This window comes from Leclercia adecarboxylata (assembly GCF_006874705.1).
Taxonomy (GTDB): Bacteria; Pseudomonadota; Gammaproteobacteria; order Enterobacterales; family Enterobacteriaceae; genus Enterobacter; species Enterobacter adecarboxylatus_C.
The window spans coordinates 3,956,644-3,971,789 of sequence record NZ_CP035382.1 but is presented as its reverse complement, the minus strand read 5'-3'; the positions used below and the strand labels follow the sequence as shown (position 1 = coordinate 3,971,789).

Here is a 15,146-nt window from a genome sequence, read left to right as displayed (position 1 = left end):
GCTCAAAGCGAGACCAGACTGTTGCAAAAAAACCGGGCATCACGCCCGGTTCTGTTTCCAGCCTAAAAATTCCTTACGAACTCAACCCGCGATTCACCAGCATCGGCTCAATCTGCGGATCGTGCCCGCGCCACTGACGATAAAGTTCAGCTAAATCAGTGCCATTGCCGCGGGACAAAATCGCCTCGCGGAATTTCTGCCCGTTTTCGCGGGTCAGGCCGCCCTCTTCCACAAACCACTGGTAGCCATCGTCGGCCAGCATTTGCGTCCACAAATAGGCGTAATAGCCCGCCGCATAGCCGCCGCCGAAGATATGGGCAAAGTAGCTGCTGCGATAGCGCGGCGGTATCGCGGAGAGATGCAGCTGTTCGCGCTCCAGGGCTGCGGTTTCAAAGGCCTCAACATCCTCTGGCGCTTCGTTGGCGGCTAACCCGTGCCAGTTCATGTCCAGCAGCGCGGCGCTGAGCAGCTCGGTCATGTCATAGCCTTTATTGAACTGGGTCGCACTGAGCATTTTCTCGCGCAAGGAGTCTGGCATCGGCTCCCCGGTTTCATAGTGGCGGGCATAGTGGGCAAAGACCTGCGGATGGCTGGCCCAGTGTTCGTTGATTTGCGACGGGAATTCGACAAAATCGCGCGGCGTGTTGGTCCCGGAGAGCGTAGCGTAATGCTGGCTGGCAAACAGTCCGTGCAGGGTGTGACCAAATTCATGGAACAGGGTGATCACATCATCCCAGGAGATCAGCGCCGGCTGGCCCTCCGCCGGCATTTGATAGTTGCAGACGTTATAGATCACCGGACGGGTGCCAGATTCATGGGACTGTTCGACAAAATTCCCCATCCACGCCCCGCCGCCTTTCGAGTCGCGGGCGAAGAAGTCACCGTAAAATAGCGCCATCCCTTCCCCGTGGTGATCGAAGATTTCCCAGACGCGCACGTCAGGATGATAAACCGGGATGTCGTTGCGCTCGACAAAGGTAATGCCGAACAGCTGGGTCGCCGCCCAGAAGACGCCGTCGGTCAGCACCCGGTTTAGGGCAAAATAGGGTTTGACCTGTGATTCATCCAGGGCGTACTTCGCCAGTCGCACGCGTTCGGCATAAAACGACCAGTCCCAGGCCTGCACGTTAAATCCGTCCTGTTCATCATCAATCACCTTCTGGATATCGGCCTGCTCCTGCAATGCGCGCCCGCGCGCGGCCGGGACAATGCCGCGCATAAACGCCAGCGCGGCGTCGGGCGTTTTCGCCATCTGGTCGGCAATTTTCCAGCTGGCATAGCTGTCGAAGCCCAGCAGTTCAGCCTGACGCGCCCGCAGCGCTACCAGACGACGTACCAGCTCACGGGTATCGTTGGCATCGTTTTTTTGCGTGCGCAGCCAGCCCGCGTTGAACAGATTTTCCCGGGTCTGGCGATCGCGTAGTTGTTGCAGGGCCGGTTGCTGGGTGGTGTTAAGCAGCGGAATGAGCCAGCGATCGCTAAGCCCCTTCTCCGCTGCCGCCTGGGCTGCTGCCGCCTTCTCTGCCTGGCTCATGCCATCCAGCTGATGAGGATAATCCACCACCAGCCCGCCCGCTTTATCAGCCGCCAGCAAACGCTGGTTAAACTGGCTGGTGAGGGCGGCAGACTCCGTATTAATCGCTTTCAGCGCCTGTTTTTGCGCCTCTCCCAGGCGAGCCCCGGCCAGGATAAAGCGCTGGTGCAGTTCCTCGATCAGGCGCAGGGACTCCGCGTCCGGAGCCATCGTCTGCCGCGCGTGATAGACAGCATCCACCCGGGCAAAGAGCGCGTCGTTCAGCCAGATATCATTGGACAGCGCCGCCAGCTCGGTGGCGATAGCCTCCTCCAGCTGCTGCAGATAATCATTAGTATGTGCCGAGGTCATGGCAAAGAAGACGTTGCTCACCCGGCTCAGCAGGCCGCCGCTGTTCTCCAGCGCCAGCACGGTATTGTTAAAGTCAGGCGCCGCCGCAGACCCGGCGATTGCGGCGATCTCTTCGCGCTTCTGGCGGATGGCGTCGTCGAAGGCCGGGCGATAGTGGCTGTCGTCGATCAGATCAAAATGCGGTGCCTGGTACGGCAAAAGGCTGCTTGCGGTAAAGGGGTTAGTGCCAGACATATCAGACTCCTGAATACGATGAATTTCACCAGAGTAGGCCAGCCCGACAGTCGCTGCAATCTCTGTGACCCGAAGGGGGCAAAATGTCGCCTTACTCTGCGTCAGATCACATGCTATGGTAGTAAAACACAAAAAGCGTTGAGGAACAGTGAGATGATTATATTAGTTACCGGGGCGACAGCGGGTTTTGGTGAAAGTATCACGCGTCGCTTCGTCGCCAACGGGCATAAGGTGATTGCCACCGGTCGTCGTCAGGAGCGTCTGCAGGAGCTGAAAGAGGAGCTCGGAGAGAACATTCTGACCGCGCAGCTGGACGTGCGTAACCGCGCATCCATTGAAGAGATGATGGCTAACCTGCCGGCTGAATGGCGTGACATCGACGTACTGGTTAACAATGCCGGGCTGGCGCTGGGGCTGGAGCCTGCCCACAAAGCCAGCGTGGAAGACTGGGAAACGATGATCGACACCAATAACAAAGGCCTGGTCTATATGACCCGTGCCGTCCTGCCCGGAATGGTCGAACGTAACCGTGGTCATGTGATCAACATTGGCTCAACCGCGGGCAGCTGGCCTTACGCAGGCGGTAACGTCTACGGCGCGACCAAAGCCTTTGTGCGCCAGTTCAGCCTGAATCTGCGCACCGACCTGCACGGCACCGCCATCCGCGTGACGGATATCGAGCCAGGCCTGGTCGGCGGGACGGAGTTCTCCAACGTGCGCTTTAAAGGCGATGACGATAAAGCCGGTAAAACCTACGAGAACACCACCGCCCTGACGCCGGATGATGTCACTGAAGCCGTCTGGTGGGTGGCCACCCTGCCAAAACACGTCAACATTAACACCGTTGAAATGATGCCGGTCAGCCAGAGTTTTGCCGGTCTCAGCGTCCATCGCGGATGACCTTTCCCCGCCCGGCCTTAGGGCCGGGACTGGGATGCCCGGCAAAAGAATGGTAGTATTTACCGGTTAATTCTTTGAGAAATCACAACCAATGGCCGCTGAATCGCAACTCAATCCGACCCAACCCGTTAATCAGCAGATTTACCGTATTTTGCGCAGCGACATTGTGCACTGTCTGATCCCGCCGGGCACCCCGCTCTCTGAAAAAGAGGTGTCGGTCCGTTTTGATGTCTCTCGCCAGCCGGTTCGTGAAGCCTTTATTAAGCTGGCTGAAAACGGTCTGATTCAGATCCGCCCCCAGCGCGGCAGCTACGTGAATAAGATCTCCCTCACCCAGGTGCGTAATGGCTGTTTCGTCCGTCAGGCCATTGAGTGCGCCGTGGTACGACGCGCAGCGAACCTTATCGACGATCATCAGTGTTACCTGATCGAGCAGAACCTGCATCAGCAACGCATCGCCATTGAGCGCAAACAGCTGAATGATTTTTTCCTGCTTGACGACGAGTTTCACCAGAAACTGGCACAAATTGCCGACTGCCAGCTGGCCTGGGACACCATCGAGAATATTAAGGCAACCATGGACCGCGTGCGTTACATGAGCCTCGATCACGTCTCGCCGCCGGAGATGCTGCTGCGTCAGCATCTGGATATTTTCAGCGCGCTGGAAAAACGCGACGCCGATGCGGTAGAAAAAGCGATGACCCTGCATCTGCAGGAAATTGGCGAGTCGGTGCAGTTAATTCGTCAGGAAAACAGCGACTGGTTTAGCGAAGAGTAATGGGTCCGCATCCCGTCAAATGCCCGGGATGCGGTAAGTTATTTAGCGCACCACTAAGACCGGAATTTTGGCATAGCGTAATACCGATTCGGCGTTCGAGCCCAACAGATGGGTCGTTACCCCCGGTTTTTTCGAGCCGATAACAATAATATCGAACTCCCCTTCAGCACCCATCGCGATAATTTCATCGCGTACGCTGCCAAAACGCACCGCGGTGTGAATACTGTCAGGCGGAATATCAAAGAGTCGTTTTAACTCATTCATCTTTTTATTTGATTCTGCGGTCATATACGCTTCGAATTTAATGATATCCGAAGAGAAGCCACGCAGCATGGCGCGACTGTTGACCGGGAGGACGTTTAACAGCGTAATTTCGGCATTATCCGCCCGCGCCAGAAACGCGGCATGACGCACAGCCTTATCACTTAAATCCATTTCAAATACATCGACAGGCATCAAAATTTTTTTATGCATACGCCTTCTCCTTATATCGATAATGTTTTATTAACGATATCCAGAGTGACACGCGTTTATCAAACGAAGGTTAAACAGCAGGGTCAGGAAATAAGCGGTCTGCGTAAAGAAGTGTGCGAATAAGATCATGCCGCCGCGAGCGGCGGCATGAGAGAGCATTAGATCTGCGCGGCGTAGTGGGCAACGGTAGCTTTCGCCCCGTTCTTCAGCAACGCAGCGTAAGCACTCATCACGGCGTCAACAAACACCGCATCCAGCGGGAGCTCCTTCCCGAAAATGGTCTCAATCCCCAGCAGGGCTTTGACGCGGCTTTCGCCTTCCGCACTGCCATGTACCGCCGCCTGGATCACCGGCAGCAGCGGATCGCACACTTCGATAGCCTCGCCACGCTCATCGACGCCGCCGACATAGCGCATCCACCCGGCAATGCCCAGCGCCAGCAGCGGGAAGGATTTCTGATGCACCCGGTGCCAGCGCACGGAGTCCAGCATACGCTGCGGCAGTTTCTGGCTACCGTCCATAGCGATCTGCCAGGTACGGTGGCGCAGCGCCGGGTTACTGTAACGCTCGATCAGCAGATCGGCGTAACGTGCCAGATCCACCCCGGTGACTTTCAGCGTCGGGGCCTGCTCGTTCAACATCAGCGCGTGGGCGGCGCGCCTGTAGTTCGCGTCTTCCATGCAGTCGTTAATATGCTGATAGCCCGCCAGATAGCCCAGATACGCCAGGAACGAGTGACTGCCGTTGAGCATGCGCAGCTTCATCTCTTCAAACGGGATCACGTCAGCCACCAGTTCGGCCCCGGCTTTCTCCCAGGCCGGACGCCCGGCGACGAAGTTATCTTCGATGACCCACTGACGGAACGGCTCGCAGGCCACCCCGGCCGGATCGCGCACGCCGGTGATCTGTTCGATTTTGCTCAGGGTGTCAGCGGTGACGGCAGGCACAATACGGTCGACCATGGTGGACGGGAAAGTCACGTTGGCCTCAATCCAGTCGGCCAGTTCACTGTTAACCGCCCGGGCATAGGCACAGGTGACATTGCGCATCACGTGGCCGTTCTCCGGCATGTTGTCGCAGGACATCACGGTAAAGGCTGGCAGTCCGGCGTTTTTACGTCGAGCCAGCGCCTCCACCACCACGCCTACCGCGGAAACTGGCTGATGCGGATTCTGCAGATCGGCGGCGATCAGCGGGTGATCCAGCATCAACTGACCGGTGGCAGGCGCGTGGCAGTAGCCTTTCTCGGTGATGGTCAACGAGACGATCGCGACCTGCGGTTCACACATGGCAGCCAGCACCGCTTCCAGCCCATCCACCTGGGCGTGTAGGGCTTTTTTCACTACCCCAACGACCCGCGCCGTCCAGGCATCGGCTGACATTTCGGCGACGGTGTAAAGATTGTCCTGGGCCTTAAGATCCGCGATCTGCTGCTCGCCGCCAATCAGGTTAACCTCGCAGTATCCCCAGTCGCTGCCGTGGTCTGCTGCCAGCATATCGGCGTACACCGCCTGATGAGCGCGATGGAAAGCGCCAAAACCCAGATGCACGATGCGCGACTGCAGGGCATCGCGGTTGTAATGAGGGAGCGTGGCTTGCGCATGTAATAACGGATTTTTCATGATAGTACTCGTTAATGTGATTAAGCGATGGATCCGGGCCGGTATTGCTGCTCCGCCCCGGCTTACTAACCCAACTAGAATGGTAGACGGCATAAAAAATTCTCTGCCGTTAACCATACTGATTGTTGATAGGTCGATATTGATTTACGTTAACTTTTCACCATCTGGTATGACATCAATTGAAAGTTGTGTGACAGCATTAAAATGTTGTAGACCATTCAACCGAGGCTGGTGACGCTCTCATGTGGCTTCTCTGACAGTGAATCCGTTTCCGTCCAGAGCCTGTCATAGTCATAGCCCGTCAGATCCTCAACAATGCGCCGCACGTGCGGTTCAACCGCCGCTTTGGAGCCGTTAGCCCGCAGGCGTTCCACCTCTTCCACAAAAATCTGGTGAGTCTGTTTGTTCAGACGGAACGTCAGGGCCTGCCAGAGGGCGAGGATCAGCAGTCCAGCCGTGCCGATAAACATCAGCATGGCAATCATGTGAATCGCTTCCGGCGGCTGGACCTGACTCCCCTTCACGAAGCCGCCGGTTTGCAGCAGAAAGCCGACCACGAAGGTGGCAATGGCGACCGTGGTTTTGCGCGAGAATGTCATCACCGCGGCGAACAGCCCTTCCCGGCGCTGGCGGCTGACCATTTCATCAATATCAGGAATGAATGGGAAAACGTTCCACGGGGTGAACTCCAGCACGCAGCGGCCTACCTGATACAGCCCGGCGAGGATGAACAGCGTGGCCACGGTATTCAACGCGGGGATCTGATACACCGCGAGGAAACCGGCCAGGCACAGCATCATCACCGCATAGGCGAAGACATACAGCCGGGCCGGACCGTATTTGATGATCCCAAGGCCAGCAATCAGCGTCACCGGCAGTCCCACGATACTCATCGACAGCAGGCTTCCCGCCAGCGATGACGAAACGTTAAGGCAGTAGACGCAGAAAAAGACAAACACGGTGTTGTAGACGTCTTTACCGGTGAATGACAGCAGATAGATCGCCAGATGCTTTCTGAAGGCGCGGATTTTAAGCGTAGAGGCGTAGGATTTAAACAGCTCGGCAATGGCATTCAGTTTGTCAGCCAGGCTGGTGGGTAACGCAGACTTTTCCAGTTCTGCCTGCATCTCCGGGGTGATCTCCCGCTCCCAGGTCACTTTCCACGAGATAAAGACGCAGACCATAAACAGCACGGCGAAGATGACGCCGTTAATCAGATAGGCACTGGCGCTCTGCTCGCCAAAATAGCCGATCAACAGCCCGGGAATAAAGGTCGCCAGAAAGGTGCCGGACGCCGACAAAAACATGCGGCAGGTGGATAATTTAGTGCGGCCATTAAACTCTTTGGTCATCTCTGATGGCAGGGTTTCCCACGGGATCAGCACCATGGCGGCAATAATTTCAAACGCCAGATAGACCGCCAGATAAAAGCCGTAACTCATGCCGTCGAGCCACAGCAAGGCGTAGACCAGCATCAGCGGCGCGCCAATCAGCAGGAAAAAGCGCCGGCGGCCAAATTTCTTACCAAAATAGTTCTTGTAAAAGTGGTCGGTCAGGCTGCCCATAAACAGGCTGACTACCGCGTCGACAATACGGGCGATGGCCACAATCGATGCCGCTTCCATCGGCGATAAGCCCACAAAGGTGGTGTAGAAAAATAACAGCCAGGCGCCAATCACGGTAAAGGCGCCCCCGCCCATAATATCGGTTAATCCGTATCCAATACTCACCGGAATGGTGATGTTTTTCTTTGCACGAGACATACAGTTTCCTTACCTGAAAAAAATCCAGTTAATTCCCTGAAGGGGCCACCTGTTTTTGTTGTTTTAGGGGGGATAAAAAAGGGCTCTCCTGCATTTACAGGAGAGCCTTCAGGCGTCAGGAGATGACGCGATGCTTATTGTTAACGCCCAGCGCGGCAGATTTGTCTTCCGCGGCATCCTCCAGGATGCTCAGGTCACGGTCACGCACTTCTGGCATCAGGAGGGCGGAGATAAGACCGATTGCGGAATAGACCACCACCATTACCGCAATTGGCCACCAGGAGCCGGTCATGTTGCAGAAAATCCCCGCCAGCACCGGACCAAAGCCAACCGCCACCAGACCGCCCGCCTCTTTTGAGATCGCCATGCGGGTGAAGCGGTTTCGTGAGCCGAACATCTCGGCCATGGTGATATTTTCCAGGGCAAAGAGTCCGAGTACCGCAAAGTTATGGATCACGATAATCGAGGTCATGATAACGCCCGGGGTGTAGGAGTTATCGACAATAATCGACAGCATCGGGTAAGCCAGAATAATGGCGGAAATATTCAGCACAATATAAGGCAGACGACGGCCGATTTTATCCGACAGCCAGCCCAGCAGCGGGATGGTAATAAACCCAAGGATCGAGCTGATCATTAAGGCATCGGTCGGAATGCTTTTATTGAACAGCAGCGTCTGCACCAGGTAACCGGCGAGAAACGTCTGGATCAGACCGGAGTTACCCGCCTGGCCGAAACGCAGCCCGGTCGCCAGCCAGAACGATTTGCTCTTCACCATCGCACCCAGCGTACTTTCCTGCGCAGCAGCCTGTACCGGCGCTTCTTCGGCGTTGACCTGCTCAAATACCGGGCTCTCCTTGAGGTTCATTCGCAGCCAGATAGCAAAGATCATCACCACTACGCTGGCAAGGAACGGCACGCGCCATCCCCAGGCAAGCAGCTCTTCGCGGTCAAGGAAGAAAAACATCACTGCCCAGATGGCTGTGGCGCTCAGGGTACCGCAGTTGGTGCCCATTGCCACCAGCGAAGAGATAATGCCGCGTTTCCCTTTTGGCGCGTACTCCGCCAGCATGGTGCCGGCCCCGGAGATCTCCGCGCCAGCCCCCAGACCCTGGATAATACGCAGCGTCACCAGCAGCACCGGTGCGAAGATACCAATCTGCGCATAGGTCGGCAGCACGCCGATCAGGGTAGTACAGATCCCCATCATGGTGATGGTGATAAACAGCACCTTCTTACGCCCCACGCGGTCGCCCATTTTGCCGAAAATAAAGGCCCCGACAATACGGGCGATATAGCCGGCGCCATAGGTACCCATCGCCAGAATAAGCGCCATCGCGGCCGACTGTTCCGGGAAGAAGATCTCGTGAAAGACCAATGCTGCGCCCAGCGAATAGAGCTGGAAGTCCATAAATTCTAACGCAGTGCCAAGCCACCCGGATACGGCGGCTTTGACCAGGTCAGATGTCGTTCTTTCATGTTGTACTTGAGTCATATTGGCTATCTCAACAGGGTAAGATGCGTACCGCTAAACCGCATTCATCGTTATCAGAAGGTCAGCAATACCTTGCAGCACTGCCGCTGGTCTTTCTCAAACAGTTCAATGGCGTCTTTAACGTGCTGATACTCAAAGGTATGGGTAATAAGTTTGTCAGGATCGATTAGCCCTTTTTCCAGCCAGTCGATCACCACCGGGAACTTATTGGCATTCAGACGGGACGAGAAAACAGACAGTTCTTTGCCGGTAATTCCCTGCTGCACAATCTGGCTCGGCTCGCTGGAGAAGCCCATCAGCACGATGCGCGCCGCCGGCGAGGCCAGAGTAATGGCTTCCTGCAAAATGGAGGGATGACAGGCCGCATCAATAATCAGCGTCGGCTTGATACCCTTCTCGTCCAGCACCGCCTGCAGGGACTGGTTGCCATTGTTGATAACCCAGTCGGCTCCGCTGCGCTGCGCCATCGACAGGCGCTCTTCGATGCGATCGACGACAATCACCTGCTTCACCTTATAGACGCCTTTCAGCGCCTGGACGGTGACCAGCCCCATCGGGCCAGCGCCATAAATCAGGGCCACATCCTGTTCTGTAGGGCTGGCGTGGCCGGTGACATTGGCCGCGATGGTGAAGGGTTCCACCATTACCGCGTGCTTATCGCTGATGGACTCCGGGATGACCCAGGCATTTTTGGCTGGTACCACGGCGTACTCACTGAAGCCGCCGTCGCGATGGACGCCCAGCACCACCAGCGAGGTGCAGACGTTCGGTTTGCCGACCGAGCACGGGTAGCAGTGGCCGCAGCTGATCACCGGATCCACCGAGACGCGCTGCCCCAGGCGGGCGCTATCGACGCCGTCCCCGACGGCATCAATCACGCCAAAGAACTCATGGCCGATGACGCGCGGATATTTAGCGAACGGATTATGGCCGCGATAGATATGGCTGTCGGAACCGCAAATCCCGGCCAGCTTCACCTTGACGCGCACCTCGCCCGCGGCGGGAGCAGGTAACGGGCGATCTTCGATAACCAGCGTATTCGGTTGTTGAATAACGATACTTTTCATCTTTTGCTCCTTTACCAGTTCCACAGCGTGCCGTCTTCCAGACGGGCAACCGGCAGGTAGGCTGGATCGTAGGGATATTTTGCCGCAAGTTTTTCATCAAACTCGATGCCCAGGCCCGGCTTATCGCCCGGGTGCATGTAGCCGTCTTCGAAGGTCCAGTTGGTATTGAACACCTCCAGCATCTGTTCGGAATAGCCCATGTACTCCTGCACGCCAAAGTTCGGCACCCACAGGTCAAAGTGCAGCGCCGCCGCGTGACAAATCGGTGACAGATCCGACGGACCGTGCGAGCCGGTGCGCACCTGATACAGCGAGGCGAAATCGGCAATCCGGCGCATCCCGGTAATACCACCCGCGTGGGTGATGGTGGTGCGGATATAGTCGATCAGCTGCTCTTCAATCAGCTGCTTGCAATCCCAGATGCTGTTGAACACTTCGCCCACCGCAATCGGCGTAACGGTGTGCTGGCGGATCAGACGGAAGCACTCCTGGTTCTCAGCCGGGGTTGGATCTTCCATCCAGAACATCCGGTACTGCTCAATGCTCTTACCGAAACGCGCGGCTTCGATCGGCGTCAGACGGTGGTGCATGTCATGCAGCAGGTGTTCATTAAAGCCATACTTGTTGCGCACGGCGTCAAACAATTTCGGGGTAAAATCGAGGTATTTTTCGGTTGACCACAGCTGTTCATCCGGCCAGTTGCCTTTGGTAGCGGGTTCATACGCCAGCCCTTTTCCTTTAGACATACCGTAGGTGGTTTTCATTCCCGGCACGCCGCACTGAACGCGGATCGCCTTGAATCCCATCTCTTTATGGCGGGCGTAATCTTCCAGCACATCGTCGATGGTGTGGCCGGTAGTGTGGCAGTAAACCATTACCCCTTCGCGGGAGGCGCCACCCAGCAGCTGGTACAGCGGCATATTGGCGGCTTTCGCTTTAATATCCCACAGCGCCATGTCAATGGCCGAAATCGCCGACATGGTGACCGGGCCGCGACGCCAGTACGCGCCTTTATAAAAGAACTGCCAGATATCTTCGATACGGTGGGCATCACGGCCAATTAACTGCGGGCAGAGATGATCTTTCAGGTACGAGGCCACGGACAATTCGCGGCCATTTAAGGTGGCATCACCCAGGCCAACGATCCCTTCGTCGGTGGTGATTTTCAGCGTGACAAAGTTACGCCCTGGACAGGTGACAAAAACTTCAGCCCCTACAATCTTCATTTTTCGGTTCCTTACATCTCTTGTTGTGATGCAGGAAATTTACGCAACAACCCTACTACCATACAAGTATGAAGATCGAAAAACCCTCGCTCGATCACAGAATGAGGCGCCTAAGCGCGCCCCCAGCCTGCCACAATAATCAGCATGCCGCACAACGCAACCAGTGCGCCAGCCCAGTCATACGGGCTCAACTTCACGCCATCCACGACCCGCAGCCACAGCAGCGCGGTGCAGACGTACACCCCACCGTAGGCGGCATAGACGCGTCCGCTGGCCGCCGGATGCAGCGTTAACAGCCAGACGAAAAGCGCCAGGGCGATGCCCGCGGGAATTAACACTAGCACCGACGCGCCTTTCTTCAGCCACAGCCAGGGCAGAAAGCAGCCAATAATTTCGCACAGCGCGGTGGCAAAAAAGAGCAGAGTTGTTTTAAACATATTTAACGTTGTCTGATGAGTGATGCGGTATCATACCCGAATGTGAAAGGATCCTTTCCACATGCCCGATGTGGGTTTGCCCTCAAAATGGACTGTTATAGAATCTGCGGTGGGGATTCGAATTTCCACCATCCATAAGGAAATCGCTATGAGTAAATTGAGCACACGTCTCTGTCTGGTTGCCCTGCTGGCCGCGGTCTTCGTCGCGCCAGTATCCGCCAATACCAGCAAACTGATTATTGAATCCGGCGACAGCGCCCAGAGCCGTCAAAATGCCGCCATGGATAAAGAGCAATGGAATGACACCCGCAACTTGCGCCAAAAGGTGAATACCCGCGTGGAGAAAGAGTGGGATAAAGAGGATGTCGCCTTTGATGCGCGGGATAAATGCCAGCAGAGCGCCAACGTGAATGCCTACTGGGAGCCCAACACCCTGCGCTGCCTGGATCGCCGCACCGGCCGCGCGCTGGCGCCCTGATTTCTGCCCGACATTACCGCGCAGCCTGCTGCGCGGTGCTTAGTAATATTCGATACTGTTTTTAATAGTATACTTACGCGCCACCGCAGGCTTCACGCTCGCGTCCACAATTTCCAGCACGCACTCTTCCGGGTTGTTATGCCGGTCGTACTCGCAGGTCTGTTTCACATTACCCAGCGGTTTATCATTCAGCAGGCTGACGGCGGTATAGTCCATTCGCTTACGCTTGTCTGATGACGGGGTTGCCGTAATCGACAGATGCTGCTCCCCGGCCACGGTGGTTTTCCCCAGCGGATAGCCGTCAGTATCGTAGCGATAGCGGGCTTCCATATTTTTACCGTGGGCGCTGACGATAAACCCGTTGTCGTCGGTATCCCATGTAATGCCCGACGCAGGCATCTCTGCCAGCTGGCATTTACCCTGCAGCCGCAGCTTTTTCTGCTGGGTCTGGGCATCGAGATAGTAGTTGGCATCCAGCACCAGGGCGATGCCGGAATTCGACTCCAGATCCTGCAACTCGAGGCTGTCAAAGCAGCCCTCCGCCGACAGCGTGCCGCTGACGCGCTTCGCCACCTCCCCTTTATCATTGAAAAGCGTCTGGCTAAAGTCCTTCACTGGCCCGCGGAGCGGATCAAAATCGAACTCGTTAGAGAAGCTGGCCATCTCTGGCGTAAACGACAGCGGTGCGGTGGCGTTATCACACCCCGCCAACAGACCCGCCAGGACAAGTACAAGCGCGTGTTTATTCACATGACCTACCGATAGACGAAGATAACTCACGGTCATATTAGCAAATACAACCATTTACATTAACCTTTAGTGTAAACCATAAAAACCAGGTACTAATTAAAACTCCAACGAAAGACAGCCCGGAACCTTTAACCATGTTGAATGCATGGTTTTTTGGTTGTACGTTAACGCGGCAAACAAAAGGAGAGGTTAAATGGCAATACCAGCGTATTTATGGTTGAAGGATGACGGGGGCGCTCTTATCAAGGGCGGCGTAGATGTAGCAAAACGGGAATACAGTATTGAGGTTAAAGGCTTTCATCATAATTTGATGATCCCCACTGACAACGCGACAGGTAAGGTGACCGGAACACGAATACATTCCCCGATGTTAATAGTGAAAGACTTTGATATCTCTAGCCCCTATTTGTACAAGGCTGTGGCAACCGGACAAAATCTGCAGTCTGCGTAAATAAAATGGTATCGCATCAATCATGCCGGGTTAGAAGAAGAATACTTTAACATGCTGCTTGAATGCGTTCGCATCGTTTCTATTTCTCCGGCAATAGCTACGGGCGACAATCCAAACGAGAACCATATGGAAACGGTGGAACTTCGCTATGAAAAGATCACCTGGAAACATAGCGACGGTAATATTATCTATAACGATGCATGGAATAGTCGAGTAACAGGATAATGTTAAGGGGCTTTTAAGCCCCTTAGTCATACAACCAGCGCCCGGCTTTAGCTGACTCAATAATCATTTCAAGTGTAAGAGGCTTAAATTTACGGGTACGCCACTCCTTTTTAATACTGAACTGCCACCAGTAAAACTCCGGCATAAAGTAATTATCCAGATTAAAATTGCTGTGCTCGATGCCGTACCGGGTGAACAGATCAAACAGCATTTCCTCAAGATCCTCCTGCAAGAAATTAAAATGCTCCTGGAGCGTCCATTTCTTTTTTGCCGGGCAATCTCGGTCACCGTACTTCTCAGTGACATAATCTAAAAATTCTTGTTCATCAGGCAATAGCATCAGAAATAAGTCCATGCAATCCGATCTTTCGGTCGGGCTATCAGGTTGTATTTGTTTCTGGTTTCCCCGGCAACAATCGTGCAAACGATCACCGCCTGAGCAAAACCAACATAGGGAACAGCCCTGCCTACTACTGCCCCTATCTTATTTGTATAACGTGCATGTCCTAATACGGAGGTTTCCACCCTCATCCCCCCGGGTAAACGGGCATTCTTAAAAATTCTACGGGCTAATTTTGACGCTATACTGGTGCGTTTAACTTTTGACCCCAGCACCACGCGCTTAGGCAATATAGGCTGACCAGCCAGAATCATGGCGGCGGTTTCTACTTCGATTCCCAGGTGGTTAGCCAGACTCTCAGCAAATATCAACCAGAATAGTTCTTGTGGCGTTACGTTGGCGTTTCAGTGGTAAAAATAAGTACCGCCGAGTTCTTCAGTCGTATCCATAAAACGTGTCCTTAAATTTTAAAATATATCCATATAAATAACAGGGGATAATATCACGATCGAGGAGGATATTGATTCTAAAGATCGGCATGGCTTGCTGTTGGGGTAGTTTAACGTTATTTGAAGAAAATACTTTTTAAGATATTTCAGAAAGATACCGCCAAACGCAGGCACTTGCACTAACCCTGCTACTATTACAGCTATACACAGTCGTAAGGAGGCAGATATGAAACGGTTACCCTGGATTACTGCACTTTTGCTGGCGGGCGTTGCCCCTGCCGCGCTGGCGGCACCCGATAACTGCGAGCGGATCAAAAGCGATATTCAGCAGCGAATCATCAACAATGGCGTACCGGAAAGCGGCTTTATGCTGAACATTGTGCCGAACGATCAGGCCGATAAACCCGACGCCGAAGTGGTGGGTCATTGCGCCAATGACACCCTGAAAATCCTCTATACCCGCACCAGCAGCGGAAATTATCCGGTGAGCGGCGGCGGCACCCAGGCCCCGGCACCGCGCGAACCGCAGTAGACAGGCTCCCCCGTTCAGGCGGGGGAATCCCCTTTGTTTT

The 15,146-nt window shown here is 54.8% G+C and carries 14 protein-coding genes and 2 pseudogenes; 5 read left to right on the top strand and 11 right to left on the bottom strand.

What is annotated here, in order from left to right:
* Nucleotides 1-73: 73 nt before the first annotated feature.
* Nucleotides 74-2,119 carry a peptidyl-dipeptidase Dcp gene (gene dcp / locus ES815_RS19945; protein ID WP_142489362.1) on the bottom strand — a complete coding sequence of 682 codons (2,046 nt, stop codon included), beginning with the start codon at nt 2,117-2,119 and terminating at the stop codon, nt 74-76.
* A 153-nt stretch (nt 2,120-2,272) separates the two neighbouring features.
* Between dcp and ydfG the strand changes: the two genes are divergently transcribed.
* On the top strand, nt 2,273-3,019 hold the full coding sequence (gene ydfG / locus ES815_RS19940; protein ID WP_142489361.1) for a bifunctional NADP-dependent 3-hydroxy acid dehydrogenase/3-hydroxypropionate dehydrogenase YdfG: 747 nt from the start codon (nt 2,273-2,275) through the stop codon (nt 3,017-3,019).
* Between the two features lie 91 nt (nt 3,020-3,110).
* On the top strand, nt 3,111-3,797 hold the full coding sequence (locus ES815_RS19935) for a GntR family transcriptional regulator (RefSeq protein WP_142489360.1): 687 nt from the start codon (nt 3,111-3,113) through the stop codon (nt 3,795-3,797).
* Nucleotides 3,798-3,839: 42 nt separating this feature from the next.
* On the opposite strand, the gene ES815_RS19930 is transcribed toward ES815_RS19935, so the two are convergent.
* The 7 genes from ES815_RS19930 to ES815_RS19900 form a co-directional block, all read right to left on the bottom strand.
* Nucleotides 3,840-4,271 (bottom strand): universal stress protein, encoded by a 432-nt coding sequence (locus ES815_RS19930; RefSeq protein ID WP_142489359.1) that lies wholly within the window; start codon nt 4,269-4,271, stop codon nt 3,840-3,842.
* A gap of 158 nt (nt 4,272-4,429) precedes the next feature.
* A complete protein-coding gene (locus ES815_RS19925; protein WP_142489358.1) occupies nt 4,430-5,893 on the bottom strand; it encodes a mannitol dehydrogenase family protein in 1,464 nt (487 codons plus the stop codon).
* Nucleotides 5,894-6,111: 218 nt separating this feature from the next.
* Nucleotides 6,112-7,656, bottom strand: coding sequence for an MFS transporter (locus ES815_RS19920; protein WP_142489357.1), 1,545 nt, complete (start codon nt 7,654-7,656; stop codon nt 6,112-6,114).
* Nucleotides 7,657-7,771: 115 nt separating this feature from the next.
* A complete protein-coding gene (locus ES815_RS19915; protein WP_142489356.1) occupies nt 7,772-9,151 on the bottom strand; it encodes an MFS transporter in 1,380 nt (459 codons plus the stop codon).
* 53 nt (nt 9,152-9,204) lie between these two features.
* A complete protein-coding gene (locus ES815_RS19910) occupies nt 9,205-10,218 on the bottom strand; it encodes a Zn-dependent oxidoreductase (protein WP_142489355.1) in 1,014 nt (337 codons plus the stop codon).
* Nucleotides 10,219-10,229: 11 nt separating this feature from the next.
* Nucleotides 10,230-11,444, bottom strand: a complete 1,215-nt coding sequence (manD, locus tag ES815_RS19905; protein ID WP_142489354.1) for a D-mannonate dehydratase ManD — start codon at nt 11,442-11,444, stop codon at nt 10,230-10,232.
* A 110-nt stretch (nt 11,445-11,554) separates the two neighbouring features.
* Nucleotides 11,555-11,881, bottom strand: coding sequence for a YnfA family protein (locus ES815_RS19900; RefSeq protein ID WP_142489353.1), 327 nt, complete (start codon nt 11,879-11,881; stop codon nt 11,555-11,557).
* A gap of 148 nt (nt 11,882-12,029) precedes the next feature.
* On the opposite strand from ES815_RS19900, the gene ES815_RS19895 reads away from it, so the two are divergent.
* Nucleotides 12,030-12,359: a DUF1283 family protein gene (locus ES815_RS19895; protein WP_142489352.1), complete on the top strand. Its 330-nt coding sequence runs from the start codon at nt 12,030-12,032 to the stop codon at nt 12,357-12,359.
* 39 nt (nt 12,360-12,398) lie between these two features.
* Here ES815_RS19895 and ES815_RS19890 read toward each other — a convergent pair whose 3' ends face one another.
* Nucleotides 12,399-13,163, bottom strand: a complete 765-nt coding sequence (locus ES815_RS19890) for a YnfC family lipoprotein (protein ID WP_409518818.1) — start codon at nt 13,161-13,163, stop codon at nt 12,399-12,401.
* A gap of 139 nt (nt 13,164-13,302) precedes the next feature.
* On the opposite strand from ES815_RS19890, the pseudogene ES815_RS19885 reads away from it, so the two are divergent.
* Nucleotides 13,303-13,785, top strand: a pseudogene (locus ES815_RS19885) (Hcp family type VI secretion system effector).
* 22 nt (nt 13,786-13,807) lie between these two features.
* Here the strand turns inward: ES815_RS19885 and ES815_RS19880 are convergent.
* Complete coding sequence (locus ES815_RS19880) at nt 13,808-14,140, bottom strand: DUF1493 family protein (RefSeq protein ID WP_260609633.1); 333 nt, start codon at nt 14,138-14,140, stop codon at nt 13,808-13,810.
* Nucleotides 14,125-14,574, bottom strand: a pseudogene (locus tag ES815_RS24165) (STM2901 family protein). The gene ES815_RS19880 and the pseudogene ES815_RS24165 overlap by 16 nt, the downstream one beginning before the upstream one ends.
* Nucleotides 14,575-14,800: 226 nt before the next feature.
* On the opposite strand from ES815_RS24165, the gene ES815_RS19870 reads away from it, so the two are divergent.
* Nucleotides 14,801-15,106 carry a DUF1161 domain-containing protein gene (locus ES815_RS19870; protein ID WP_142489351.1) on the top strand — a complete coding sequence of 102 codons (306 nt, stop codon included), beginning with the start codon at nt 14,801-14,803 and terminating at the stop codon, nt 15,104-15,106.
* Nucleotides 15,107-15,146 lie beyond the last annotated feature (40 nt).